23 protein-coding genes and 1 tRNA gene are annotated in these 18,893 nt (G+C 35.2%); all 24 read right to left on the bottom strand.

Going from position 1 to position 18,893, the window contains the following annotated elements; all coding sequences use genetic code 11:
* Positions 1–3: 3 nt before the first annotated feature.
* The 24 genes from AAHI02_RS16715 to mce all read right to left on the bottom strand — a co-directional run bounded on the left by AAHI02_RS16715 (position 4) and on the right by mce (position 18,838).
* On the bottom strand, positions 4–795 hold the full coding sequence (locus tag AAHI02_RS16715; RefSeq protein WP_346984207.1) for a hypothetical protein: 792 nt from the start codon (positions 793–795) through the stop codon (positions 4–6).
* Complete coding sequence (locus tag AAHI02_RS16710; RefSeq protein ID WP_346984206.1) at positions 764–1,594, bottom strand: hypothetical protein; 831 nt, start codon at positions 1,592–1,594, stop codon at positions 764–766. Before AAHI02_RS16710 ends, AAHI02_RS16715 begins: the two co-directional genes overlap by 32 nt.
* 16 nt (positions 1,595–1,610) lie before the next feature.
* Positions 1,611–2,402: a PAAR-like protein gene (locus tag AAHI02_RS16705; protein WP_346984205.1), complete on the bottom strand. Its 792-nt coding sequence runs from the start codon at positions 2,400–2,402 to the stop codon at positions 1,611–1,613.
* 9 nt (positions 2,403–2,411) lie between these two features.
* Complete coding sequence (locus AAHI02_RS16700) at positions 2,412–3,443, bottom strand: LysM domain-containing protein (RefSeq protein WP_346984204.1); 1,032 nt, start codon at positions 3,441–3,443, stop codon at positions 2,412–2,414.
* A gap of 41 nt (positions 3,444–3,484) precedes the next feature.
* Complete coding sequence (gene tssD / locus AAHI02_RS16695; RefSeq protein ID WP_346984203.1) at positions 3,485–3,874, bottom strand: type VI secretion system tube protein TssD; 390 nt, start codon at positions 3,872–3,874, stop codon at positions 3,485–3,487.
* A 93-nt stretch (positions 3,875–3,967) separates the two neighbouring features.
* Positions 3,968–4,354, bottom strand: coding sequence for a type VI secretion system tube protein TssD (gene tssD / locus AAHI02_RS16690; RefSeq protein ID WP_042721255.1), 387 nt, complete (start codon positions 4,352–4,354; stop codon positions 3,968–3,970).
* 236 nt (positions 4,355–4,590) lie between these two features.
* Positions 4,591–4,977 (bottom strand): type VI secretion system tube protein TssD, encoded by a 387-nt coding sequence (tssD, locus tag AAHI02_RS16685; protein WP_346984202.1) that lies wholly within the window; start codon positions 4,975–4,977, stop codon positions 4,591–4,593.
* A gap of 520 nt (positions 4,978–5,497) precedes the next feature.
* Entirely contained in the window at positions 5,498–6,871 is a 1,374-nt protein-coding gene (locus AAHI02_RS16680) for a DUF5458 family protein (protein ID WP_346984201.1), read from the bottom strand.
* An 18-nt stretch (positions 6,872–6,889) separates the two neighbouring features.
* Positions 6,890–7,339: a hypothetical protein gene (locus AAHI02_RS16675; RefSeq protein WP_346984200.1), complete on the bottom strand. Its 450-nt coding sequence runs from the start codon at positions 7,337–7,339 to the stop codon at positions 6,890–6,892.
* Positions 7,340–7,513: 174 nt separating this feature from the next.
* A complete protein-coding gene (locus AAHI02_RS16670; RefSeq protein ID WP_346984199.1) occupies positions 7,514–9,334 on the bottom strand; it encodes a hypothetical protein in 1,821 nt (606 codons plus the stop codon).
* Positions 9,335–9,349: 15 nt separating this feature from the next.
* Positions 9,350–10,537 carry a hypothetical protein gene (locus AAHI02_RS16665; protein WP_346984198.1) on the bottom strand — a complete coding sequence of 396 codons (1,188 nt, stop codon included), beginning with the start codon at positions 10,535–10,537 and terminating at the stop codon, positions 9,350–9,352.
* Between the two features lie 103 nt (positions 10,538–10,640).
* Positions 10,641–11,069: a GPW/gp25 family protein gene (locus AAHI02_RS16660; RefSeq protein ID WP_346984197.1), complete on the bottom strand. Its 429-nt coding sequence runs from the start codon at positions 11,067–11,069 to the stop codon at positions 10,641–10,643.
* Positions 11,066–11,767, bottom strand: coding sequence for a hypothetical protein (locus AAHI02_RS16655; protein ID WP_346984196.1), 702 nt, complete (start codon positions 11,765–11,767; stop codon positions 11,066–11,068). The genes AAHI02_RS16660 and AAHI02_RS16655 overlap by 4 nt, the downstream gene beginning before the upstream one ends.
* 67 nt (positions 11,768–11,834) lie before the next feature.
* The gene (locus tag AAHI02_RS16650; protein ID WP_346984195.1) at positions 11,835–12,404 is read right to left on the bottom strand and encodes a hypothetical protein; all 570 of its coding nucleotides are present in this window, start codon (positions 12,402–12,404) and stop codon (positions 11,835–11,837) included.
* Between the two features lie 43 nt (positions 12,405–12,447).
* Positions 12,448–12,717 carry a hypothetical protein gene (locus AAHI02_RS16645; RefSeq protein ID WP_346984194.1) on the bottom strand — a complete coding sequence of 90 codons (270 nt, stop codon included), beginning with the start codon at positions 12,715–12,717 and terminating at the stop codon, positions 12,448–12,450.
* On the bottom strand, positions 12,704–12,961 hold the full coding sequence (gene tssO, locus AAHI02_RS16640; RefSeq protein ID WP_346984193.1) for a type VI secretion system TssO: 258 nt from the start codon (positions 12,959–12,961) through the stop codon (positions 12,704–12,706). Before tssO ends, AAHI02_RS16645 begins: the two co-directional genes overlap by 14 nt.
* 79 nt (positions 12,962–13,040) lie before the next feature.
* The gene (gene tssK, locus AAHI02_RS16635; protein WP_346984192.1) at positions 13,041–14,201 is read right to left on the bottom strand and encodes a type VI secretion system baseplate subunit TssK; all 1,161 of its coding nucleotides are present in this window, start codon (positions 14,199–14,201) and stop codon (positions 13,041–13,043) included.
* Between the two features lie 14 nt (positions 14,202–14,215).
* Entirely contained in the window at positions 14,216–15,103 is an 888-nt protein-coding gene (locus tag AAHI02_RS16630) for a TssN family type VI secretion system protein (RefSeq protein ID WP_346986630.1), read from the bottom strand.
* The gene (locus AAHI02_RS16625; RefSeq protein ID WP_346986666.1) at positions 15,060–15,185 is read right to left on the bottom strand and encodes a hypothetical protein; all 126 of its coding nucleotides are present in this window, start codon (positions 15,183–15,185) and stop codon (positions 15,060–15,062) included. Before AAHI02_RS16625 ends, AAHI02_RS16630 begins: the two co-directional genes overlap by 44 nt.
* Positions 15,182–16,120, bottom strand: a complete 939-nt coding sequence (locus AAHI02_RS16620) for a hypothetical protein (RefSeq protein WP_346984191.1) — start codon at positions 16,118–16,120, stop codon at positions 15,182–15,184. The genes AAHI02_RS16625 and AAHI02_RS16620 overlap by 4 nt, the downstream gene beginning before the upstream one ends.
* Positions 16,117–16,710 (bottom strand): NlpC/P60 family protein, encoded by a 594-nt coding sequence (locus AAHI02_RS16615; protein WP_346984190.1) that lies wholly within the window; start codon positions 16,708–16,710, stop codon positions 16,117–16,119. The genes AAHI02_RS16620 and AAHI02_RS16615 overlap by 4 nt, the downstream gene beginning before the upstream one ends.
* A 401-nt stretch (positions 16,711–17,111) precedes the next feature.
* Positions 17,112–18,173 carry a PKD domain-containing protein gene (locus AAHI02_RS16610; RefSeq protein WP_346984189.1) on the bottom strand — a complete coding sequence of 354 codons (1,062 nt, stop codon included), beginning with the start codon at positions 18,171–18,173 and terminating at the stop codon, positions 17,112–17,114.
* Between the two features lie 131 nt (positions 18,174–18,304).
* Positions 18,305–18,378: transfer RNA gene (locus AAHI02_RS16605), tRNA-Ile, on the bottom strand.
* Positions 18,379–18,439: 61 nt separating this feature from the next.
* Positions 18,440–18,838 (bottom strand): methylmalonyl-CoA epimerase, encoded by a 399-nt coding sequence (gene mce, locus AAHI02_RS16600; RefSeq protein ID WP_346984188.1) that lies wholly within the window; start codon positions 18,836–18,838, stop codon positions 18,440–18,442.
* Positions 18,839–18,893 lie beyond the last annotated feature (55 nt).

Below are 18,893 nucleotides of genomic sequence, written 5' to 3'. Positions count from 1 at the left end.
TCTTCATAGAATGTAGAAATACTTTTTTTCTATTTCCCATATATATGTTTTTCCTTTACCATTATATTTTTTTTCTCCGTTTTCATACCATATCTTCTTTTCATCATAAAGTTCTTTAAATACTTGATATTTTCCGTCACTTCTCTTAATTTTAATTTTTTCGTGTAACTCTCCCTCAAAGAAAAAAGCAGGATTTTGTCTGTAACCATAATGTCTTGATTTACTTAAATCTGTCAGAATTCCTTTTTTAGAATATTCAAGAGGATATTTATTGTCAAAAACTATATAATTAGGTTGATTACCCTTACCAACATCAACAGGCATTAATATAGACAAATAAAAATCAGTAAGTGTATTGATCTTATCTTTTTTCTTTTGCAGATATTTTTCAACATAATGCAATTGCTGAATATCTGTCATTTTTAATAAAGCGTCTATTGTTGTTCCTACAGATTCTGCAGCCAAATCGCCAAATTGAATAAGCCCTACATAACTAGTTCCTGCTCCTACAGTTGGAGAAAATGTTCTTCCAGTTTCTAACGCCATACCAGCCATTAATAAATTTGGATCTTTGCCCAGTCTATTAGCAATTTCCACCACTTTCTTCCTAAACTCACAGCTAACTTTCTCACCCCAGATTAAGTCATAACTCTTGCAAACACAATTATTATTTATTTTGAGAGTTTCTTGTTCTTTCACCACCACAACACTTCTCCCTTCCTGTTTCTGTACCGTTGGCACTTTATCTTTAGTAACTGTTCCTTTACTTTCTTTCCAATCCCATAAATCTATCAATTTGTCGGTAACAGCATCCAAAATTCCCTTTTCTTCTTTTTTTGGACCTGGGTCTCTGTTCGGCAGGCGAGCCTTTAGCTTTTGGAATTACAGGTGGTTCATAGGGTTTGGGGTTATAATATTTTGCATAAGGATTATCGATTTCTGCATTTTCTGTTGCGTGCTTTTTATTTTTATAATATTCTACTGTCACATAGAATTCCAGCTGCTTTGAATCAGCTTCGCCCTGCAGAGCTTTTTTCATCAGAGCTTTTGTGAGCATAAATTCTGCAACAGCAACACCGTTTTCATTTATTCTTGCTTTTTGTACATCTATGGCTTTATTGCTTTCACTATGCCCTGATCCCTTGAAATCATCTTCCCATAATGTAAAGACCAATTCTTTATTGAACATATTAATGCAATATGCTCTGGCTCTCAGCTTTTCCATAAAGCTAAACGTACTGCCTTTAGTATCATCAACATAAAATAATTCTACCTTACTGATTTGCGGAATTTTATTTGGCTTGGGCGTGATAATTAATCCACCACCTTCCGGTTGATGAAGGTAGCCTTCCAAACGGTATGTATTTCCTAAAGATGCTTCTCCAAAAGTAAAACTGCTGTCTCCCTTTTTCTTGACATGTGTGGTAGTAAACTTTCCATTACTCCTTTTCCTGAACAGTTCCCATGTCACATTTGCAGGATTACGTTCTGCTTTTGGGGTATCGGGATACCAATCAATAATATGATAGATCTGTTTTTCTCCTACTACAGGAGAAATATTTCCTGAAATTACTGAAACTCCTTTTTTACTCATCACAACATAAGTTCGATTACCAGGCTTCGCCGTTAGTTTGATTCATTTCTTCCTGAAATTCTTTAAAATTCACGATCGTATTATATATTCGCTGTTCGCGTTCATCTGCTTTTTTCACCTGGCTTTTACCCATTTCACTTTGCTGACCATGTTTTAAAACCGTAATCTTTCCGCCAGTACTGCACATGAGTTCCGAAATTTCCGTAACACAACTCTTGCCCGTTACCTTTACTTTTTCATAGGTTTTTATCCATTTTCCTGCAGGAGCATATGTACAGGGAAGATAACCTCCGGAAGAAGGTTTTAGTTTGCATTGTCCAAAAGGTTGTACCGGAGGATCTAATTGAGTATCATCTTCGGTTACAGCAAGATAATCTGCCTTTCCGTCTTTATCATTCCAGTAATGCTTCTGATGAGAGGTAACCTTAAATTTTGGAAATTTAAACCCTTGATTGCATTGGCATGTTCCTTTTTGTATCACGAAATATTTGCCGTCATGCTGGCTGGAACTACTTTCTTTTTTCTCATTTTCTTGTTTGTTTTTTCGGTGTTCTTCCTTTTTTTCGTCAAAACTTTTTTCTGCTTCATCATATCCTTTCTTAGGATCGGTCACCTCATCATTTTCTTTCAGATACACCGAATCTTCAGGAATCAAAATCTCTTTTCCGGGAATCGCTTCGTAGCCCAATATATCTTCCAAAGGACAATAGATATTATGATAAGAGCGAAGCGATTGACCATTCTTCACTCCAAATTTCTCCGCAATAGAGTCTAAAGAATCTCCTTTTTGTACAATATATTTTTTCATCCAATTCGTTTATTTTGCCGTCAGCAGAAGACGATACTTTTGATATATTTTTTCTTCATGCAGAAGAATAATATAAGCTTCAATCTTTCCCAGCTGTTTATGTTCTTTATGAAAAGTATATTTTAATTCTATTTCACCGCTTACTTTTTCTCCAGGAAATTCATCAATTCTTACTCCTTTCAATAATTCCTGCAAACTGCAATCATCTACTATTTTACCTTTTATAATAACTTCGATATGATTGAAATTTTCAAAATCGTATTCTGTATGAAAATGGCACTTCACAGGAAATGAATCAGGAACAACATCATAATAATCTTCCCAGTCTTTTTTACTGTGAAGCCAATTCATTTCAGGAAAAAGAGTTTGGTAAAGCGGTTTAGAACAAAATTGTTTTAGCAGATCATTCTCATTTTTAAGATTTTCATAAAATGTATTTAAATAATCATGAGAAGTTTCACCAATAAAAAAATCAGTGAGATCAGAACGTTTATCTTCAAACTTTTTAACAATTCCCTTATGATCATAGAATCTTTTTATTTTTCCCTGTGCCGGAATCAGAAATGCAATTGGAGAAATATTTTTCATACAAGAAAGAGAAAGCTGGCTCATTTTATCATCAGGACATTCGCCAGCCTTACTAAAGCCGGTAGTTTCAATTTCTGCAATAAAGCCTCTATCAGTTGTTTCTCGGAGCTTAACAGACAATAAATATGTTATGTTTAAATCTTCCCTCCCTGATTGTGCAAAGCTTTCAGACACCTTATATTCTGACACATAGAAATCTTTCGTCAAATAAAAAAGAGAAAGGATTTCACTTACTTCTTTGTGATTTTGTGATTTTTTAAGTTCAGTAATGGTTTCGGGTGACGGAACCATTATTTCATTAACACCTGTAAGATCATGCCCAATAAGATCTTTCAAATCACAATACGTATTGTGATAGTGTTTCAATGTCTCCGCAGGAATTCCTAATTTTTCTGCAACGGATTGTATTGTATCACCTTTTTGAACACGATATGTTAAAATATTGATGTCCATTTTTCAGCCCAAAAGTTTTTTGTTACCAGTACCGCTCAAGATTATTCTCTCCACATTTTCTCATGGACAGCTCCATTCACATTGAATTTCCTGGCGATCAAATGCATTTCTATCTGCAGAGGTTCTTCATTATCTGAATTGAACTGTTCAGTAAATTCTACACAAAAAGCTTTCTCAAAAATAAGTTCCTGTAATTTGCTCATGGCATCTCTGCGGTAGAAAATTATTTTCCCGTTCTTTACCTGATTATGATCCAGCATCCAGCTTAACAATTCAGGATTTCCGGTACTTTCAATACGAATCACTATTTCCCCACCTTTTGGCACCCCCTTCGGCTTTCCCGTTCCATCAACCGGCTGTGTAAAATTGTATTTACATTCAAGAATATTATAGGTATTTCCGTCTAATTCTAATTTCGATAAAAAGGACATAATTCTTTAATTTGAAAAGTTTAAAAATGAATCGAGATTCTGAAAGAAAAAAAATGGATAATAATATCATCATCCATTTTCTGTTCCCCAGGATTACACCCATTCATTCTCATAAGCTCCGCTTCCCATTTCTATCTTTCTGGCAGAGATTGTAAAGGATTCCGTAAGTGGATTTTCTCCCACGGAATCAAATTTTTCCTTATGCTTTACCAAATAAGCTTCTGTGAATTTCAATTCTTTAAGGGTTGCTTCACTATCTCTTTTGAAAAAGACTACTTTCCCGTCTTTCCTTTCGAATGAGTTTGTCATCCATTCAAAAAGGTCGGTGGCGCCCGTCCCTTCTACAGTGACATCAATTTTACCTCCTCTTGTAATAGTGGAAGGCCTTCCTGTAGAATCTGTTTCCTGAAACAATCCATAATTGACGTTCAGTATGTTATACTTTTTTCCGGATACTTCTAATACTGCTTTAAATGACATAATGCTAATTTTTTTATTAGTTGATAATTGAATTAATCCTACCAATTGCTGATTTACTTTATCTACAAGACACAGCAGTTCAATGCAATGCGTTGATTACAAATAGAATATTTAATAAAAACCAAAATTTCCTTTGTTATAACATCTTTCAATTAAGACGTAAAGGGATGTAGAATCTTGTATTTGTGTTTTTTGAAAATAAATAATAAGGTATATAAAAGCTCTTTATGTGAAGATTATACCCATTCATTTATATGCTTGGCATTACCGAGTTCAATTTCCTTTGCGGAAAGAACAAAGGATTCCGTAAGAGGATTTTCGCCAGATGCTTCAAAATTTTCCGTGTACTTCACAATGTAAGCTTCCTTAAATTTAAGCTCCTTTAACGTAGCATCACTGTCTCTTTTGATAAATCTTATACTTCCATCCTTCCTCTCAAATGAATTGGTCATCCATTCAAAAAGGTCTGTGGCACCTGTTCCTTCTACGGTTAAATGAATTTTGCCGCCACGGGCTACGGAAGACGGCCTTCCTGTTTTATCGGTCTCCTGTAGCATACCGAACTCTACTGATAATACGTTACGCTTTGTACCTGCGTATTCTAAAATGGTCTTGAATGACATAACAAAAATATATTTAGATTAAACTTCAATACTACCAATATGGAATACACTCTGTCTTGTTTTTTTCTTTTTCATCATTTATGTTTTTATAAAAACCAACTATGGAATATATTCATCCGATATTGCGACTATATTAATCGTTTCTCAAAATCATATTCAAATGTAAAATTAATTTCACAATTAAAAACGTTTTTATCAACAAAATTTAAATTATTTTATTATGTTAAACAACAAAAATTTAAAAATTTAAATATTATTTAAAATAAATCATTATATAATATTAATTTATCAATTATGAAAAACAAACAATATTGTGTTATTACTAAAACATATGTAAAATAAATAACTTTATATTATTTTTCCCATATCACAGCAACAAACAATTTTAAACTTTATAAAATAAAAAACACAAGAACAAAAAAATGTTCTTGTGCCAAACACAAATGAAATATTCAGGAGTACTACATCAATCTCCGGCTCATCTCCTGAATCGTACACTATCAAATCAATAGTTTTATTTTTACTTTTGTTCGTATTCCGTATCCCATTCGTTACCATCGTCACCTTTATGACCATCCATTTTGATCAGGAAGTTCTTTGCCGGAAAGTATGGTTTCATATGAATGTCCAGATGGATTCTGTCTTTTTGCAAAGGATCCTGCTCAAATCTTCTGATCTCAAAATTTTCAATCAATTTACCAGGCCCTGTAATAGCATCCAGAAAGCGGACAATCTGGTTCATTATTTCTTTTCGGGTAACAGCGGTAAAGTTTTCAAAGGCTCTCCTGTTCAAAAAATCCATCAACACTTTAGTCACATAATCAAACACCCTAACTACAGAATAAGTCTGAAGTCCCAGGTTATCACCATTAAAAAGTGTTTTGCCTGAGAAAGCCATTACTTTTCCATATTCATTGACCATAGGGATCAGGCCTAGGTTTTCCAGGTTGGCAATCTCGCTTTTCTTCAAATCGAATTTTACACCGTCAACTTCATTGATTCCTCCGAATTTCTTTCCTGCAGTTACCTGAGACATCAGCGTTTTATAAACTTTTCCTGCCAACGCACCCGATGGTGGAATAAAAAGATCGTCTACCTCATCTATTTCTTCATATCGTCCTCTTCCTACCAGCCAGTTGCAGGTCATCAGAACATTGGATCTGTATATTTCTCCGCCGGTAAGGTAGGCTTGGTCAAACATCTCCATCACATCATCCGGCTCATCCAGATGTTCAAAATCGGTAACAAGCATCACTTTATTCTGATGAGCGATTTTAGCCCATTTTTCTATTACTGTGTTAGATCCAAGATATCCGGGAATAACTAATAATCCGTAATTGTTTTTAAGATCCAGACGGTCATAATTATCAGAAAGTTCGGCATGGATGGTATCAATAAAACGAGTATTATCGAGATCTTTCAGCTGTTCCAAGGTAGAATTCACTACCGTTACATTTTTCACCTTATCCGATTCTGTATTTTTATAAAACAAAGCTATTGCTCTGTAGTTGGCTTCCAGCTCCCTGGTGGCCTCTACTGCTTTGGAAAGGTTTTTAGAAAGTAATTCTTCTGCAGATTTCCTCTGATCTTCGCAGTGTGTAACCATATCCAGAAGGGAATCGCCTTTATTGATAACAGTTGCCCAAAGCTCAAGGGTTTTCTTCAGGGTTTCTCTCTCTTTTTCTTTACCTTTTTCAGTCAGGAAAATTTTTCTTCTTGCCTTACGGTCGGGGTTGATATTCTGAACATTTTCTATTGATGTTTCCAATAAATCAAAACCTCCGTAGCGAGCTAGCTCTTCCAATAATTTATCTGCAGATATCTGACCGGTTCTTTTCTGTTCAAGTACAGGCACTTCTGCTGTCTGTTGTATTTCCTGTTGTTTCTGTGACATAATTTGTGTTTTTAAAGGTTATTTGTTTTCTTCCAGTTCTGTGATGAGTACATGTATAATATCGTACAATGCTTTTCTTGCATCAGGATCCGCCAGTGCAGCTTTTAAAATTTTATTTGTTTTGAGCTGCTTCACTATCTTCTGATACTGATCTTTTTCAGTTTCCAGTCCGGTGAGAAAGTTGCTTTGTGCGGTGATTCCTTTAGTTCCGAAATCTCCGAGGTTTTTAAATTTCAGGGTTTCCATTTTGGCTGTTCCGTTTGCATCTTCAAAATCGGCTCTTACCTCCGGCTTGTAGTGTTCAAAAACTTTCTCTACGGTAGTAAGTCCTTCCACAAGCTCAGGCTTTACAGGATCATCTGCCGTAAGTTTCTGTGCAAAAAGGGTTCTGTTTTGTGGGATTTCCGTAATGGCTTCGTTTGTATCCAATGGCAATTCATTACCACCAATTCCTTTGTTTGATAACATAATAATATGATTTTAAATTGTTGTTCTTTGTATAATCCAAAAATGAGATCATCAATTTTCCAAAGGATTCGGAATTTGGGAAGATTCCGGCAGTACCAGGAAGGTGAGATTCATCATCGTGTTTTGTGTTATAAATGTATAATTTTTTTACTAATCAATACCTTTTTTTAGAAATTATTTTTCAAATACCCGATACGGATAAATATTAGCCGACATACTTTGCAGCTTTAATAAAAAGCTTTCAATCAAATAGTTCCATTCCGAATCCTGAATTTCCATAACGTCTTTATTTCGAGTCAGGAAGATATCAACTGTCCTGCTGAAGCCTCCTTTCAAGGATACTTCTTTTTTCGTTCCTTTCAGGACTTCAACTTCCGTAATGAGGTTTTTAAAATGATTCATTCCGAATGCCCTGATGTCGGCTACCGTAACAATCCTGCCCCTAGTCAGAAGTGAATTTCTGTATTCGAGAATCTTATCCTGCGGTGAAAGTTTTTTCCTTCCTCCTACCGATGTCCGGATCATGACTGCCTTTTCTTTCAATACACTTTTTCCATTGCTTTCAACAGTCAATACAGAAGCGGGTTTCAGATTATTAGCATCTTCAGATGTTGTAGACCAATATGAAATCATGCATCTCGTTTCTGTTTCAGCATTTCCGGAGGATATGACCAGATAAGGATTATTGGTCTGAATAAAATTCTTTTCCCTGGCAATCTGATGAAGTGACGCAACATTCTGATTGATCTGCCTTAGCACTTCAGTTGCCGCATTGGCACCCATTCCTGCAAATGCAGCGGTTTCATCTTTTATGAGTTCTAAAAGATATTGCAGCAACTCGGAAGCATTCCTCCTGTCAAAGCGGGATACTCCTCCGTTTCTCAAAACAGCATTCATCTCTTCATGATCAGCTTCATAGTTTTTAAGATCTAACCTTTTGCCGTTTTCTTCCGAAACATGATCCAGATCTAAAAAATGATCTTCTTCATCTATGGAAATAATATTCAGCCTTCCCGTTATTTTCCTTCCCATCCTAATGTTTCTTATATTAAGTACCGGAACACAATTAAGCGTAAAGCGAACGTTCTGAAGGATATCAGGAACAATGGCTTCGGAAAAACAGAATTTCAGCCAGATAAGATCATCTTCTTCACCCACTTTGTGATAGGGATAATAATGATCAAATAATTCGCTTTTCTGTTTACTCTCAAAACTTATTTTTCCCTTCAGGGTAAAGAAATGAGATTTGTAATACTGATTGATTTCATTATAAATATAATCGAGGTCAGAATAATTTTTAGTAATAATATTATCGATGTTCAGTTCTTCATTTTCTTCGTTATAGCCTGGCTTCAGAGTGTATTCATTTTGCCCGCAGTACACTTTCACCTGCTTAAGGTAATAGAAAAAAAGCTCTTTCTGATACGTATTGTTGATATCAATAAAAAACATCAGATCTTCAAGATCTTCTTTCTGAGAAGACTGTATGCCCAGCCAAACCTCACCCGACGGAAGAGGCCTGTCGGCTTTTCCCATAACATCGTCAGAGAAAAAACTTTCAACATGATGCAAGGTTTCATTGTAAGCAAAATACTTCACTATTGCCGTTGTAAGCTTCACTTCGATGGATGGACTGAAATATAAATCCTTAACAGTACTTTCTGCAGGATTGTAAATATTCTGTTTTCTTATTGAAGTCTTAAAACTCTCATACCGTGAGATCTTAACATTATTTTCCAGAGGAGCCACCTGAATAAGTGACCTTGCCGGAACAACTCCCGAAACTTCTTCAGGAAACATGACGTCCAGTACCCTTTCAATAATTCTGGATCGTGAACTTTCCAGTTCAAAGCTCAGTTTTTCAAGCTCTGCGGCACATGCTGAAAGCAATAAACCGACAATAGGATCAAATGAAGTTTCTGCTTCCAGTTCATTATATCCCCACATACGGGCGGCTCTCCTTAGTATCCTGTCTTTTATTCTTTCCTGATTCATTTACATAAATTTGTTTTATCTAAACAGATTATTCCAAAAGCCTTTTTTCTTTTTAAGTTGTAATTTTTCATCTTCTTTGATAATTTCATTGGAAAAATCGGGATCATTGCTCAATGGTGACGTTTGCTGTCCGGAGGATCCATTTTCTAAAAGAACTCCGCCATTTCCTGTTTTAGCTTCCTCCCATATTTCTTTGAAATCAGAGATATTATAATAATTATTCTTTTTAAATTCTTCTTCATACCTCTCTCTTTCCTTATCTAATAACAGAATTTTAAAGCATTGAAAAGATTTGTTTATTTTCTTGCCTGTTTTTTCTCCGTAATAAGCAATTTTGCCCAGAATTTCAGCTTTTTTGGAAAAGTTCTCCTTTAAAACGGCAGTAGTATTCTGAATTTCATATGACAGATAATCAGCAATCTTATCAATATACTGTTGTTGCTTTTCTATAGAAGATTCCTGAATTAATTTTACAGTTTCTTTATTGAAAACGACTTTACCGTCACATTTTTCATTCCATAGTATTTTCCCAAACCCCTCAATACTTTTATTATTATTTTCAAGAACAAACTTTAACAATTCCTGATCCTTTACATAACCGAAAGTTTTCACTAAGCTTTCCAGAAATGGCTTGTCATTAAATTTCAACCAGGCAAAATCTGCCCTCCTTTCATTGAAAAGATATTTGTTTCTGGAAATTAATGTCTGTAAATTTATTGGCCTTTGTTCTGCAAGTGCTGAAATATCCTTCCATTGAAGTATATTGATCTTTCCATCATCCGTTTGCTTTGTTATTGGCTTGCTTTCGTATTCTGCCAGTTCCGGATATAACCTCAGATAGTCTACAATATTGGGGAGAGGTAAAAAGAACGTGATGAAATTATTTTCTTTTGACACATATATATAGATTTTCTCCGATGTAAATGGTTCAAATACCAACTCCTCTTTACATTCCCCGGAAATGTCTGCTATCACGTATTTTGCATTGGAAGTATAATCTACCTGCCGTCCAAATATTTCATTGATTTTCAGCTTAAAATCTTTGTCTTTAAGCTTCTTATATCCGTTATTGATCAGAATTTGTTTTTCAAAATCAACAAGAACCTGAAGATCCCTTTCAGAATAATCATCAAAACTTCCGTGCTCCGGTGCTGCTCCGGAAATAATCTGCTTTTTCAGAATTTGTTTTAATTCATAATTCATTTTAACTTCATTTATAAAATTATCATTACTGGTGTTATATGAAAGTCATCAGAATAAAAACCAATTGCATTTTAACAGTCATTTTCATCATATTTTATTTTTTTTAATACGAAAGCGGTCCTACAAAAAATGAGGTGCTGAAGAAAAAAGCGCGGTTGGTTTCGGAGATCAGGCCTTTGATGCCTATTTCTACTTTTTTCTTCATTCTCCTTTTACCCAATGTACCTACATTATAATCTTTAATAAAAACGTCCACATCTTCCAGAAGAAGCCTTTTTTCGTGCATGGTTATCGTTTTTTTTAAGGTTCCTGCAATAAGATCTTTCAGATTGTTGTCTGTTTTTAAAAGATCAAAATCCATTTCCCATATCTCAGAACCATAGGTTTCATCAAATTTGCATTCTCCAAACGATGTCGTTGCCAGCAAGAAGATATGCTGACTGACAGATACATCCAGCGGGATCTTATCCGCATCTTTTTTCTTCATCAGGTTCTCAAAGTCGAGCGGTATTTTGTAATAGGCTCCTTTCATAGATACATCAGTTTTTTAATGTTTCCTTTTTCGTCATATTCAACATTCCTTGGAATCTTTTTTCTCTTGATAATACTTAGCTCAACCTTTGGGGTAAGTTTCAGAAACTTTTCACGGTAAAGAACATCCCCGATAAAGCTTTTGCCGTTGTCTTTATCGACCACGATAAAATATTTATCAATATGTGCAGGCTTTGCAAAGGCATTAATATTTCCCGCATAGAGAAGCACTTTTTCGCCATTGTTTTCCAGTTCATAAGTCAGCATATCCTGTGAGAGTTTGCGGTATTTTGTAATATCAAACTTCTGAAGATCCTCCAGCATTGGCTCAAAAGCGATGGTATCGTAGAGATAAGACGTCTTGTCAAAACGCCTGAATCCAAAAAATGATAAAAAGCTTTTTCTTGTTTTACTTTTCACAAAACTAAACGTGTCTCGTGTCACCTGATAGCATTCTGTTTCTTCAGTTTTACCATCGGTTATTAGAAGCTTATAGGTAGGAACCACAATTTCTTTTCCTCCGGCCTTCAGGATAATGTTGCCGACTTCCTGATCTGATATCGTAAGGCTGATGGTATGTTTTCGCATTCCTGAATCAGTACGCACCATCACCTCTTCTTCACTGTTGCCACCATACAATGAGGAGCCAAAGGTATTGGTCATTCCTAAATTCAGATTTAATTCCGGCAGTGGGCTCATATCGTTAATGATAATTGATTAACTGGTAATTGACAGTGGCTTTAGTTATTATATTCTTCACCTGTTATTATGGGTTTCTTTCCTTTTTGTTCAGCCTTACCTCATCAGATTTCCTGATTTTATATGCTGAAAGACAGTTGATATAATGTCTGATATCCTGATTCTGAATTTCACTAACATCCATCTCATAGTTTTTTTTAAATGTGTATATTTTGATGAGGGTAATATCACTTTCTTTAAGTTTCTGAAGTTCTTTTTTATTCAGCTGCTTGGCAAAAAACGAATCACAATTCAGAGAAAATTCATTTTTAAGGGTAATGATTTCACCGGTCTTAAAATACACATCCACATTTTTTTCTTTTTTAAGACATACATTATCAGCCAATATTCTGAGGTACAGATATATTTTATTTTTTCTTTTTCCCAGCTGAAAGATGGTATAAGTATATTTTTCATTACTTACCCGCAGCTCGATAGGCGGGGTGCTGGCAAAAAACTTTTTGTCAAGTCGCTGCTTTGTCTGGGTAATGTTACAATCGAAGTGAGCAAATCCGGAGGAATCAGTCATTTTCTGCTGGGCTTTCAGAAAAAGTGCCGAAAACAACAACAGAGCCAATAAAACTTGCTGATATTTCATAGATTATTCTTTATACTGCATTTCTTGTTCACTTCATTATTTATCATTGAGCCTGATAAAGCTGCCTGCAGACATCAAGATCGGTTTTCATTTTATCATATTCTTCTTTCAGCGTTTTATTTATTGTACTTAAACTATCCATCAGCACTTGATTTCCGGAAAGCTGGTTAATCTGTTTCTTGGCATCAATAAGATCCTTGAATGTCATGATGGTGTTGTTATACATATTCTTATTTTTCAATGTATCTTTCGGCAGCTGTTTGTACATATCAGCAAGAATTGATAATGCCAGCTTTTCATTAAAAAAAGTCATTCTGCCCTTTCACTCCTATAGAATCTACCGCCGCTTTCACTTTTTCCAGCTGAAAGGAAAATTTATCCTGTGTTTCCATTTCTTTTTTCATTTTCATATTCTCGGCTTTTAGCAGGCTGTTTTCCTTGAAAGGAAAATAGGCGTTGAAAAAAACTGCGGTGACCAATACTGAAACTGTAAGCAAAAAAAAGAGTACGAAAAACCAGTAAGCACTTCTCCTTTGTTTTTTGTTTAAAACCTCCATAAAATTAATTATTTACAGGGTTGATTATTGATGGTAATTTAAAATTCATAATAATTTATTATTCATTAAACATACGCCGCTAGTCGGCCAGGAATGTTCTACTCCTTTTAGTATGGATCACCGCATCATGATCGCTGGTATTCTCCGACACAAAGATGCTTCCGTCACGTTTTTTACCGATATAATCCAGCCTGCTGAGGATAGCAAAAAGGTCTTCCAGGGTCTTCATAAATCTTTTGATTTTAGTAATCATTGCATCCATTCGGTTGTGATCATAATCTGAGTTGATAGGATCTGAAAATATGGTATCAAAATCTCCCTGGCTTACATTGCACCATTCTGCAAAGTAATTCAGCAACTCTTCTTTACCCGCGCCTGAACGCGCATCTATGAAATTTTTTAATATTCTTGCCAGAGCTACCACAGACACCAACATTCCGGCAGGAGGCATGTGTGGAGACAACCAACGAAACCTGTTGATTTCTGTTCCCAGATAATTCAGAGTTTTGTCAGACATCAGTTCCATCATGACTGCCAGATCATTGGTCTGCCGTTTAGCGTATATTTTCCGGGCTATCTGTGTAGCAGACAATTCGATCTGACCATAAAAACGATCAATCTCAGTGTACAGATCCTGAAGTTTCGGATGGCTTGATACACTGACACAGGGTGGAATATAATCTTCATCAATCTTTGACTCTCCGGAGCTGACGAGTATTTTACCAATAGTAAGATAATGGGTCCCGAATCCCACGGTATTCTTCAGTTCATTTTCAGGAATCAGATTGAGGGTATATTCCGGCAGTGTATAAGGATATCTCGGAGGATTCTCTTCAGGATCCGGCTCTCCGTATGGGGTTCTTTTAAATGGATTCACGGAAATACAGGCAAGAAGTACAGTACTTTCATTTTCTTTCAATTCACGAATTGCTTCCGGATAAGGGATTGAAATACTCAAACTTTCTGAGATATTTGAACCAATCTCTACCCGTGATCCGTTAGACGTAATAGCATGACATTCCTCGACTCTTATTCTGAGTAGTTGATGATTATCAATAATAAGGTTTATTTTAATAGGATCCTTTACAGGCAGCAGCCCATAGCTAATCATCGAAGTATGAACACTTACGGAGTCGCGGACAGAATCGCTTATAAAATTCTGCACATCGGTAAAATGGCTTTTATTAATTTTCATCCCGTCTTTCCAGTTTACAGGGAAATGAGTTAGCTTTTCTATCATTAGTTTTTTTGTTTTTATTCGTTGGCTATAAATTGTTGGTTCTCCTTCTGCTGGCTGTACTCAAAGTCCGCTTTCTGCTGATGTGTATTTTTACTTACTGCCTGATCTGTTCTCATACAAAACACAACACTATTTTCTTCGATACCATTCATATAAAGAGTGAGATTGGGATCGATATATTTTGTAGCTTCATACCATTTCGGCTGAAGAAAGAACACCCAGTCGAAAAGACCGTTCTCATCTTCCACCTGAATCTGGTTTCCGGGATGTCTTTGATTATAGTCTACTACAAAGTTGTAAAACAGTCTTCCAAAATCTATTCTTGTTGGTCCTTTAGCCCGGTAAACACTGTACTTTGTAGCTTCTTTGTCTTTATCCATTACATAGGAAAGTACCACCATATCGCGCCATTCATCATCGGTGAGTCCAACCGTTTCTCTATAATTTTCCGGAAAGCGCCAGGTTACGTAGATTTTTGGAGGGATGCTCATTGCACGTTTGAAGGTATCATTCAGAAAAGTTGGCACATAAAACACGATGAAATGTCCAAGCATCAGATACACAAGATCTGTCCCATTCAGAAATGCGTAAATGAGCATAAAAGGAACAGCGGCAAAGCATATAGCAATAAGAACAAAAAGATATTCATCAATAGATTTTTTTGAGCCAAATTTCTCAAAGTAAGCTCTGTATGCATAACAATGAACAATTCCTATTACCAGGGAGCACAGCTGATAGAAGATAAATTCATATAAATTATTATTCTGAAAAAGTTTATTATAGCCCAGCAAGGCAATAATGGCATATATAAAAGCTAATGAAAAGAGATAAATGTAAAATTTTGAACGGTATTTTTGCTTAAAATCCGAAGCTTTTTGCGAAAAAAACCATCGTGAGAACAATACATATCGCAATGACTACCAATACAATGATCAGCAGCTGTGGGTCGAATAAATTGAAGAAGTATTTTTTGATCTTATTCATATCGTTGTATTGTAATCTAAAACAGAGATTTCCGTTCTGTTGAACTCAAATTTTTGCTGGTCTTCCGGAAGCAGGATAATGGTATTAATCTCTACTTCAATCGGGAAGAAATGCTCATAAAAAATTTCTACAAATCGCTTCTTTTTGCCCTCATGGATAAAGTCTGTAAAGGAGGATGTTTGCAGAGGTCCTATCATGATGTCCAGATGTCTGGAATAGTCGTCATATTCAGTACCTGTAATTGAATCTAATCCCAGGCGTGTTTCTCCAAGAGAAATCCCCTGACTTTCATCGGCATATCGCTTATATGCTCTATTATTTAAACTCACTTTTTCTTTCAGTAATATGGATAGAATATCACATGCCAGCATGATATCACCAACTATTTTGTACGCAAACGGTAACAAACGTATAAATTTTGAGATCAGATGCTCTGGGAAATCACGGCTGATGTTCCAAAAATCATAAAACATATCCGGAACGTTACTGCTATTTAGTCCGAACAAAAATTTCCTCTCGAAACGTTCCATTTCCACACCGTAAAGGAACATCTCATTTTCAAAAGGCTGGAAAAAATTCCTTGCTGCTTTTTGCTGCTTCTTCCGATTATTATATTCCCCGATCATTGTTTCTATATCTTTTCCGGGGATATCATTTTGGGAATTATGACTTACTGCTTCCGGGAAAGTATCATACATACAGTCACGGGAAAGGCTGAACGAAAGCATCTGCGTACTGTCATAATCATAATCGACTACCTTGGTATCCAGCAGATCAAAACGGTAGGATCTTGAAAACTGCCCCTCTTTACGGATTACGTATTGACCTTCTTTGAGGTCACCGCTTTCCAGAAGGTCACTGATAATGACCTCCGACCGGATATCGTACTTCAATGAAGTGACGAGATTAGCAATATGGTTTAAAGAAGCTTTCATTTAGTTTTTGTCTTAAGCCTTCCGGCAGCAACATATCTGAGCTGGAAATATCCATCATTAAAATTATAAATATTGAGTTCTTTGGCTGTACATGCAAGGATACGGTCGTTGTGGAGGTAAATCCCCACATCCGAAATAGGATGAAACTTGTCATACCGAAAAAAAATAATATCTCCTTCTTTTAAAAATCCCCTCCCTGTAAATAGCTGAAGAGATTTAGCCCGGAAAATACCTTCCGGCGTCTTTGGAAAAGTTTCACCGTATATATCACTGAACAGCGCCTGTACAAAATAAGACATTTCAATACCAACCTGGACCTCAAGAGATTGTTTTTTATAAGGCGTCCCCAGCCATTCATCAATATAAGAATAGAGTTTATAATTGCTAATTTGCCGTGGCATTACTTCCATCATTATGGAATATTTCTCGCGTATTTTTAAAACATCATCATTGAGATCTTCAGGATTATCATCAACAACAGAATACTGTGAATCTAAACTGTTTTTCTTTACCTGTACTGTTTCAGAAAATTCATCCGAAGAATAGTAGTAAGGTATCTCATTGATATAATTTTTACTGCCGCAAGACATTACGGCAAAAAAAGAATAACGAATAAAGGATAAGGATTTTACCTCTTTTCATCGTGTGCGTTTTTTATTATTTCCTTTTAATCTATTTTAATACAAAATTTAAACGGCAAGAACTTAATTTAGCAAATATATACAATTTGACAATAAATTTTAAATAAATTAAAAACAATTACATTATTTAACATTAAAACAATAATAAATCAACAATTTTACGTTATTAATCTCAATTAAAACTTACAAGAATAATCATTTATTGATTCAATGATTTTAACGATAAACAAAATTAAATTACATTTTCAGCAATAAAACACGAATATTAATCCTTTTATTGTGATAAAATTTCATACCAATAATTTTAAATAGATTTTTAAATTAAAATCAAAATCCACCTTATAAAAAGATTATTCTTTCATCCACAAACCCCATTTCCTAATTTTATATTGAACATTGATATTCTGAATACAATTCTCTTGATTCTTGTTCACTCTTAAAGCTGTAATTTTAATTTTCTTTCCGGCAATTTCCTGACAGAACTGACCAAACGGAATGAGTTTATCATCATTGGCAATAACCGGAATATCATAATTTCCACAAAGATAATCCTTGAAATCATCTTTTGTCTTTGCCTGAACAGCTACCTGATTGAGCACCAACTGAAACTGCTCATTAGAAATTTCAGGAGCTTTTCTCCCTAAAATAACAGAATCTTTGCTGGATTTGGTTTTTGGAGAAACGGGAATATGTTGCAACATGTCTACCAACGGATCTTTTTGAGCATCTCCTTTCGGCAGTGAAAATGCGGCATGAGGTTTTTCAAATTCATATGACCTGATATCAATCTTCTGTTTTGCACGGATAGTTTTGGGGGCAATATAGATTGTCTTAACAGCCGTATGTTCTACATCACCATTGACAATAAGTGTGATTTTTTTGTCTCCAACTGTTTTAAATTTATATATAGGAGATTTTCCCAATGCATCAGTACTTGCAGTTTCGCCAAAGCTCCACTCCCAGGATTCACCGTTTTCCTTTTCAGCATTAAAACGAACAGTTTCTCCCACTGTAGCGACATCGGGGCACATAATTATCGGCAAATAACCGATTTGCTGACTAACACTTGTAATGGTAATTAATTTCTCATGAATACAACTTTCGTTAATAGTAAGCCTCACTATATATTCGCCTGGTTTTTTGTAGTAATGAATCGTTCGTTGCCGCGTATCAATATTTGTACGATCACCAAAATCCCATTTCCAGGAGGTAGCTCCCTGAGTATTATCGTTGAATTCCACAACTTTGTTAACAAGGTATTCATCAGCATGAATATAGTAATTGGCTTTTTCACAATCTATATGCCGAAAGTACTGAAATAATAAAAAAACTATGCTTAGAAGCAGGATGATAACAAAAATTATGTATATTCTCGCATCAATATTGGGTAAGAAACTTATTTTCTTCTTCATTTGGTTTTTGTGTATTCACAAATATATTTACACTTTTAGTTTTGCGCAAATTTTTTTTGAATAAAAGTTTCTCTAATATTTTAAAAACAAAAAAAAACACCTACATTTCTGTAAGTGCTTGATTTAAAAAGTGGTCCCACCTGGGCTCGAACCAGGGACCACCTGATTATGAGTCAGGTGCTCTAACCAACTGAGCTATAGGACCGCAAAATCGGTTGAATTTTGTGATTGCAAAAATAGTAAAATTTCTCGCATTACAAAATTTTTTATCGCTTTTCTTGACAAAGTTCTACCAGAATACCATTGGTGCATTTGGGATGTAAAAATACAATAAGTTTATTATCAGCTCCTTCTTTCGGCTCTTCGGAAATAAAATAAAATCCTTCTTTTTTTAATCTGTCAATTTCTTCCAAAATATTTTCAACCCCAAATGCTAAGTGATGAATCCCCTCTCCCTTTTTATCTATAAACTTTGATATCGGACTTTCTTCTTTACTAGCTTCCAAAAGCTCAATTTTACTTTCTCCGGTGTTGTAGAATGAAGTAACGACACCTTCTCTTTCCACAGATTCTTTTTTATACGATTCTTTACCTAAAAGTTTCGCAAATAGCTCGTCGGAAACTCCCAACGTTTTTACCGCAATACCGATATGTTCTAATTTCATAAATAATTATCTAATTAAATTGTAAATTTGATAAAGCTTCAAATTTTCAAAGGAT

The organism is Chryseobacterium sp. POE27 (genome assembly GCF_039727685.1).
In the GTDB taxonomy this organism is placed as follows: domain Bacteria; phylum Bacteroidota; class Bacteroidia; order Flavobacteriales; family Weeksellaceae; genus Chryseobacterium.
The sequence above is the reverse complement of the archived record's forward strand: the minus strand, read 5'-3'. Positions and strand labels throughout refer to the sequence as shown.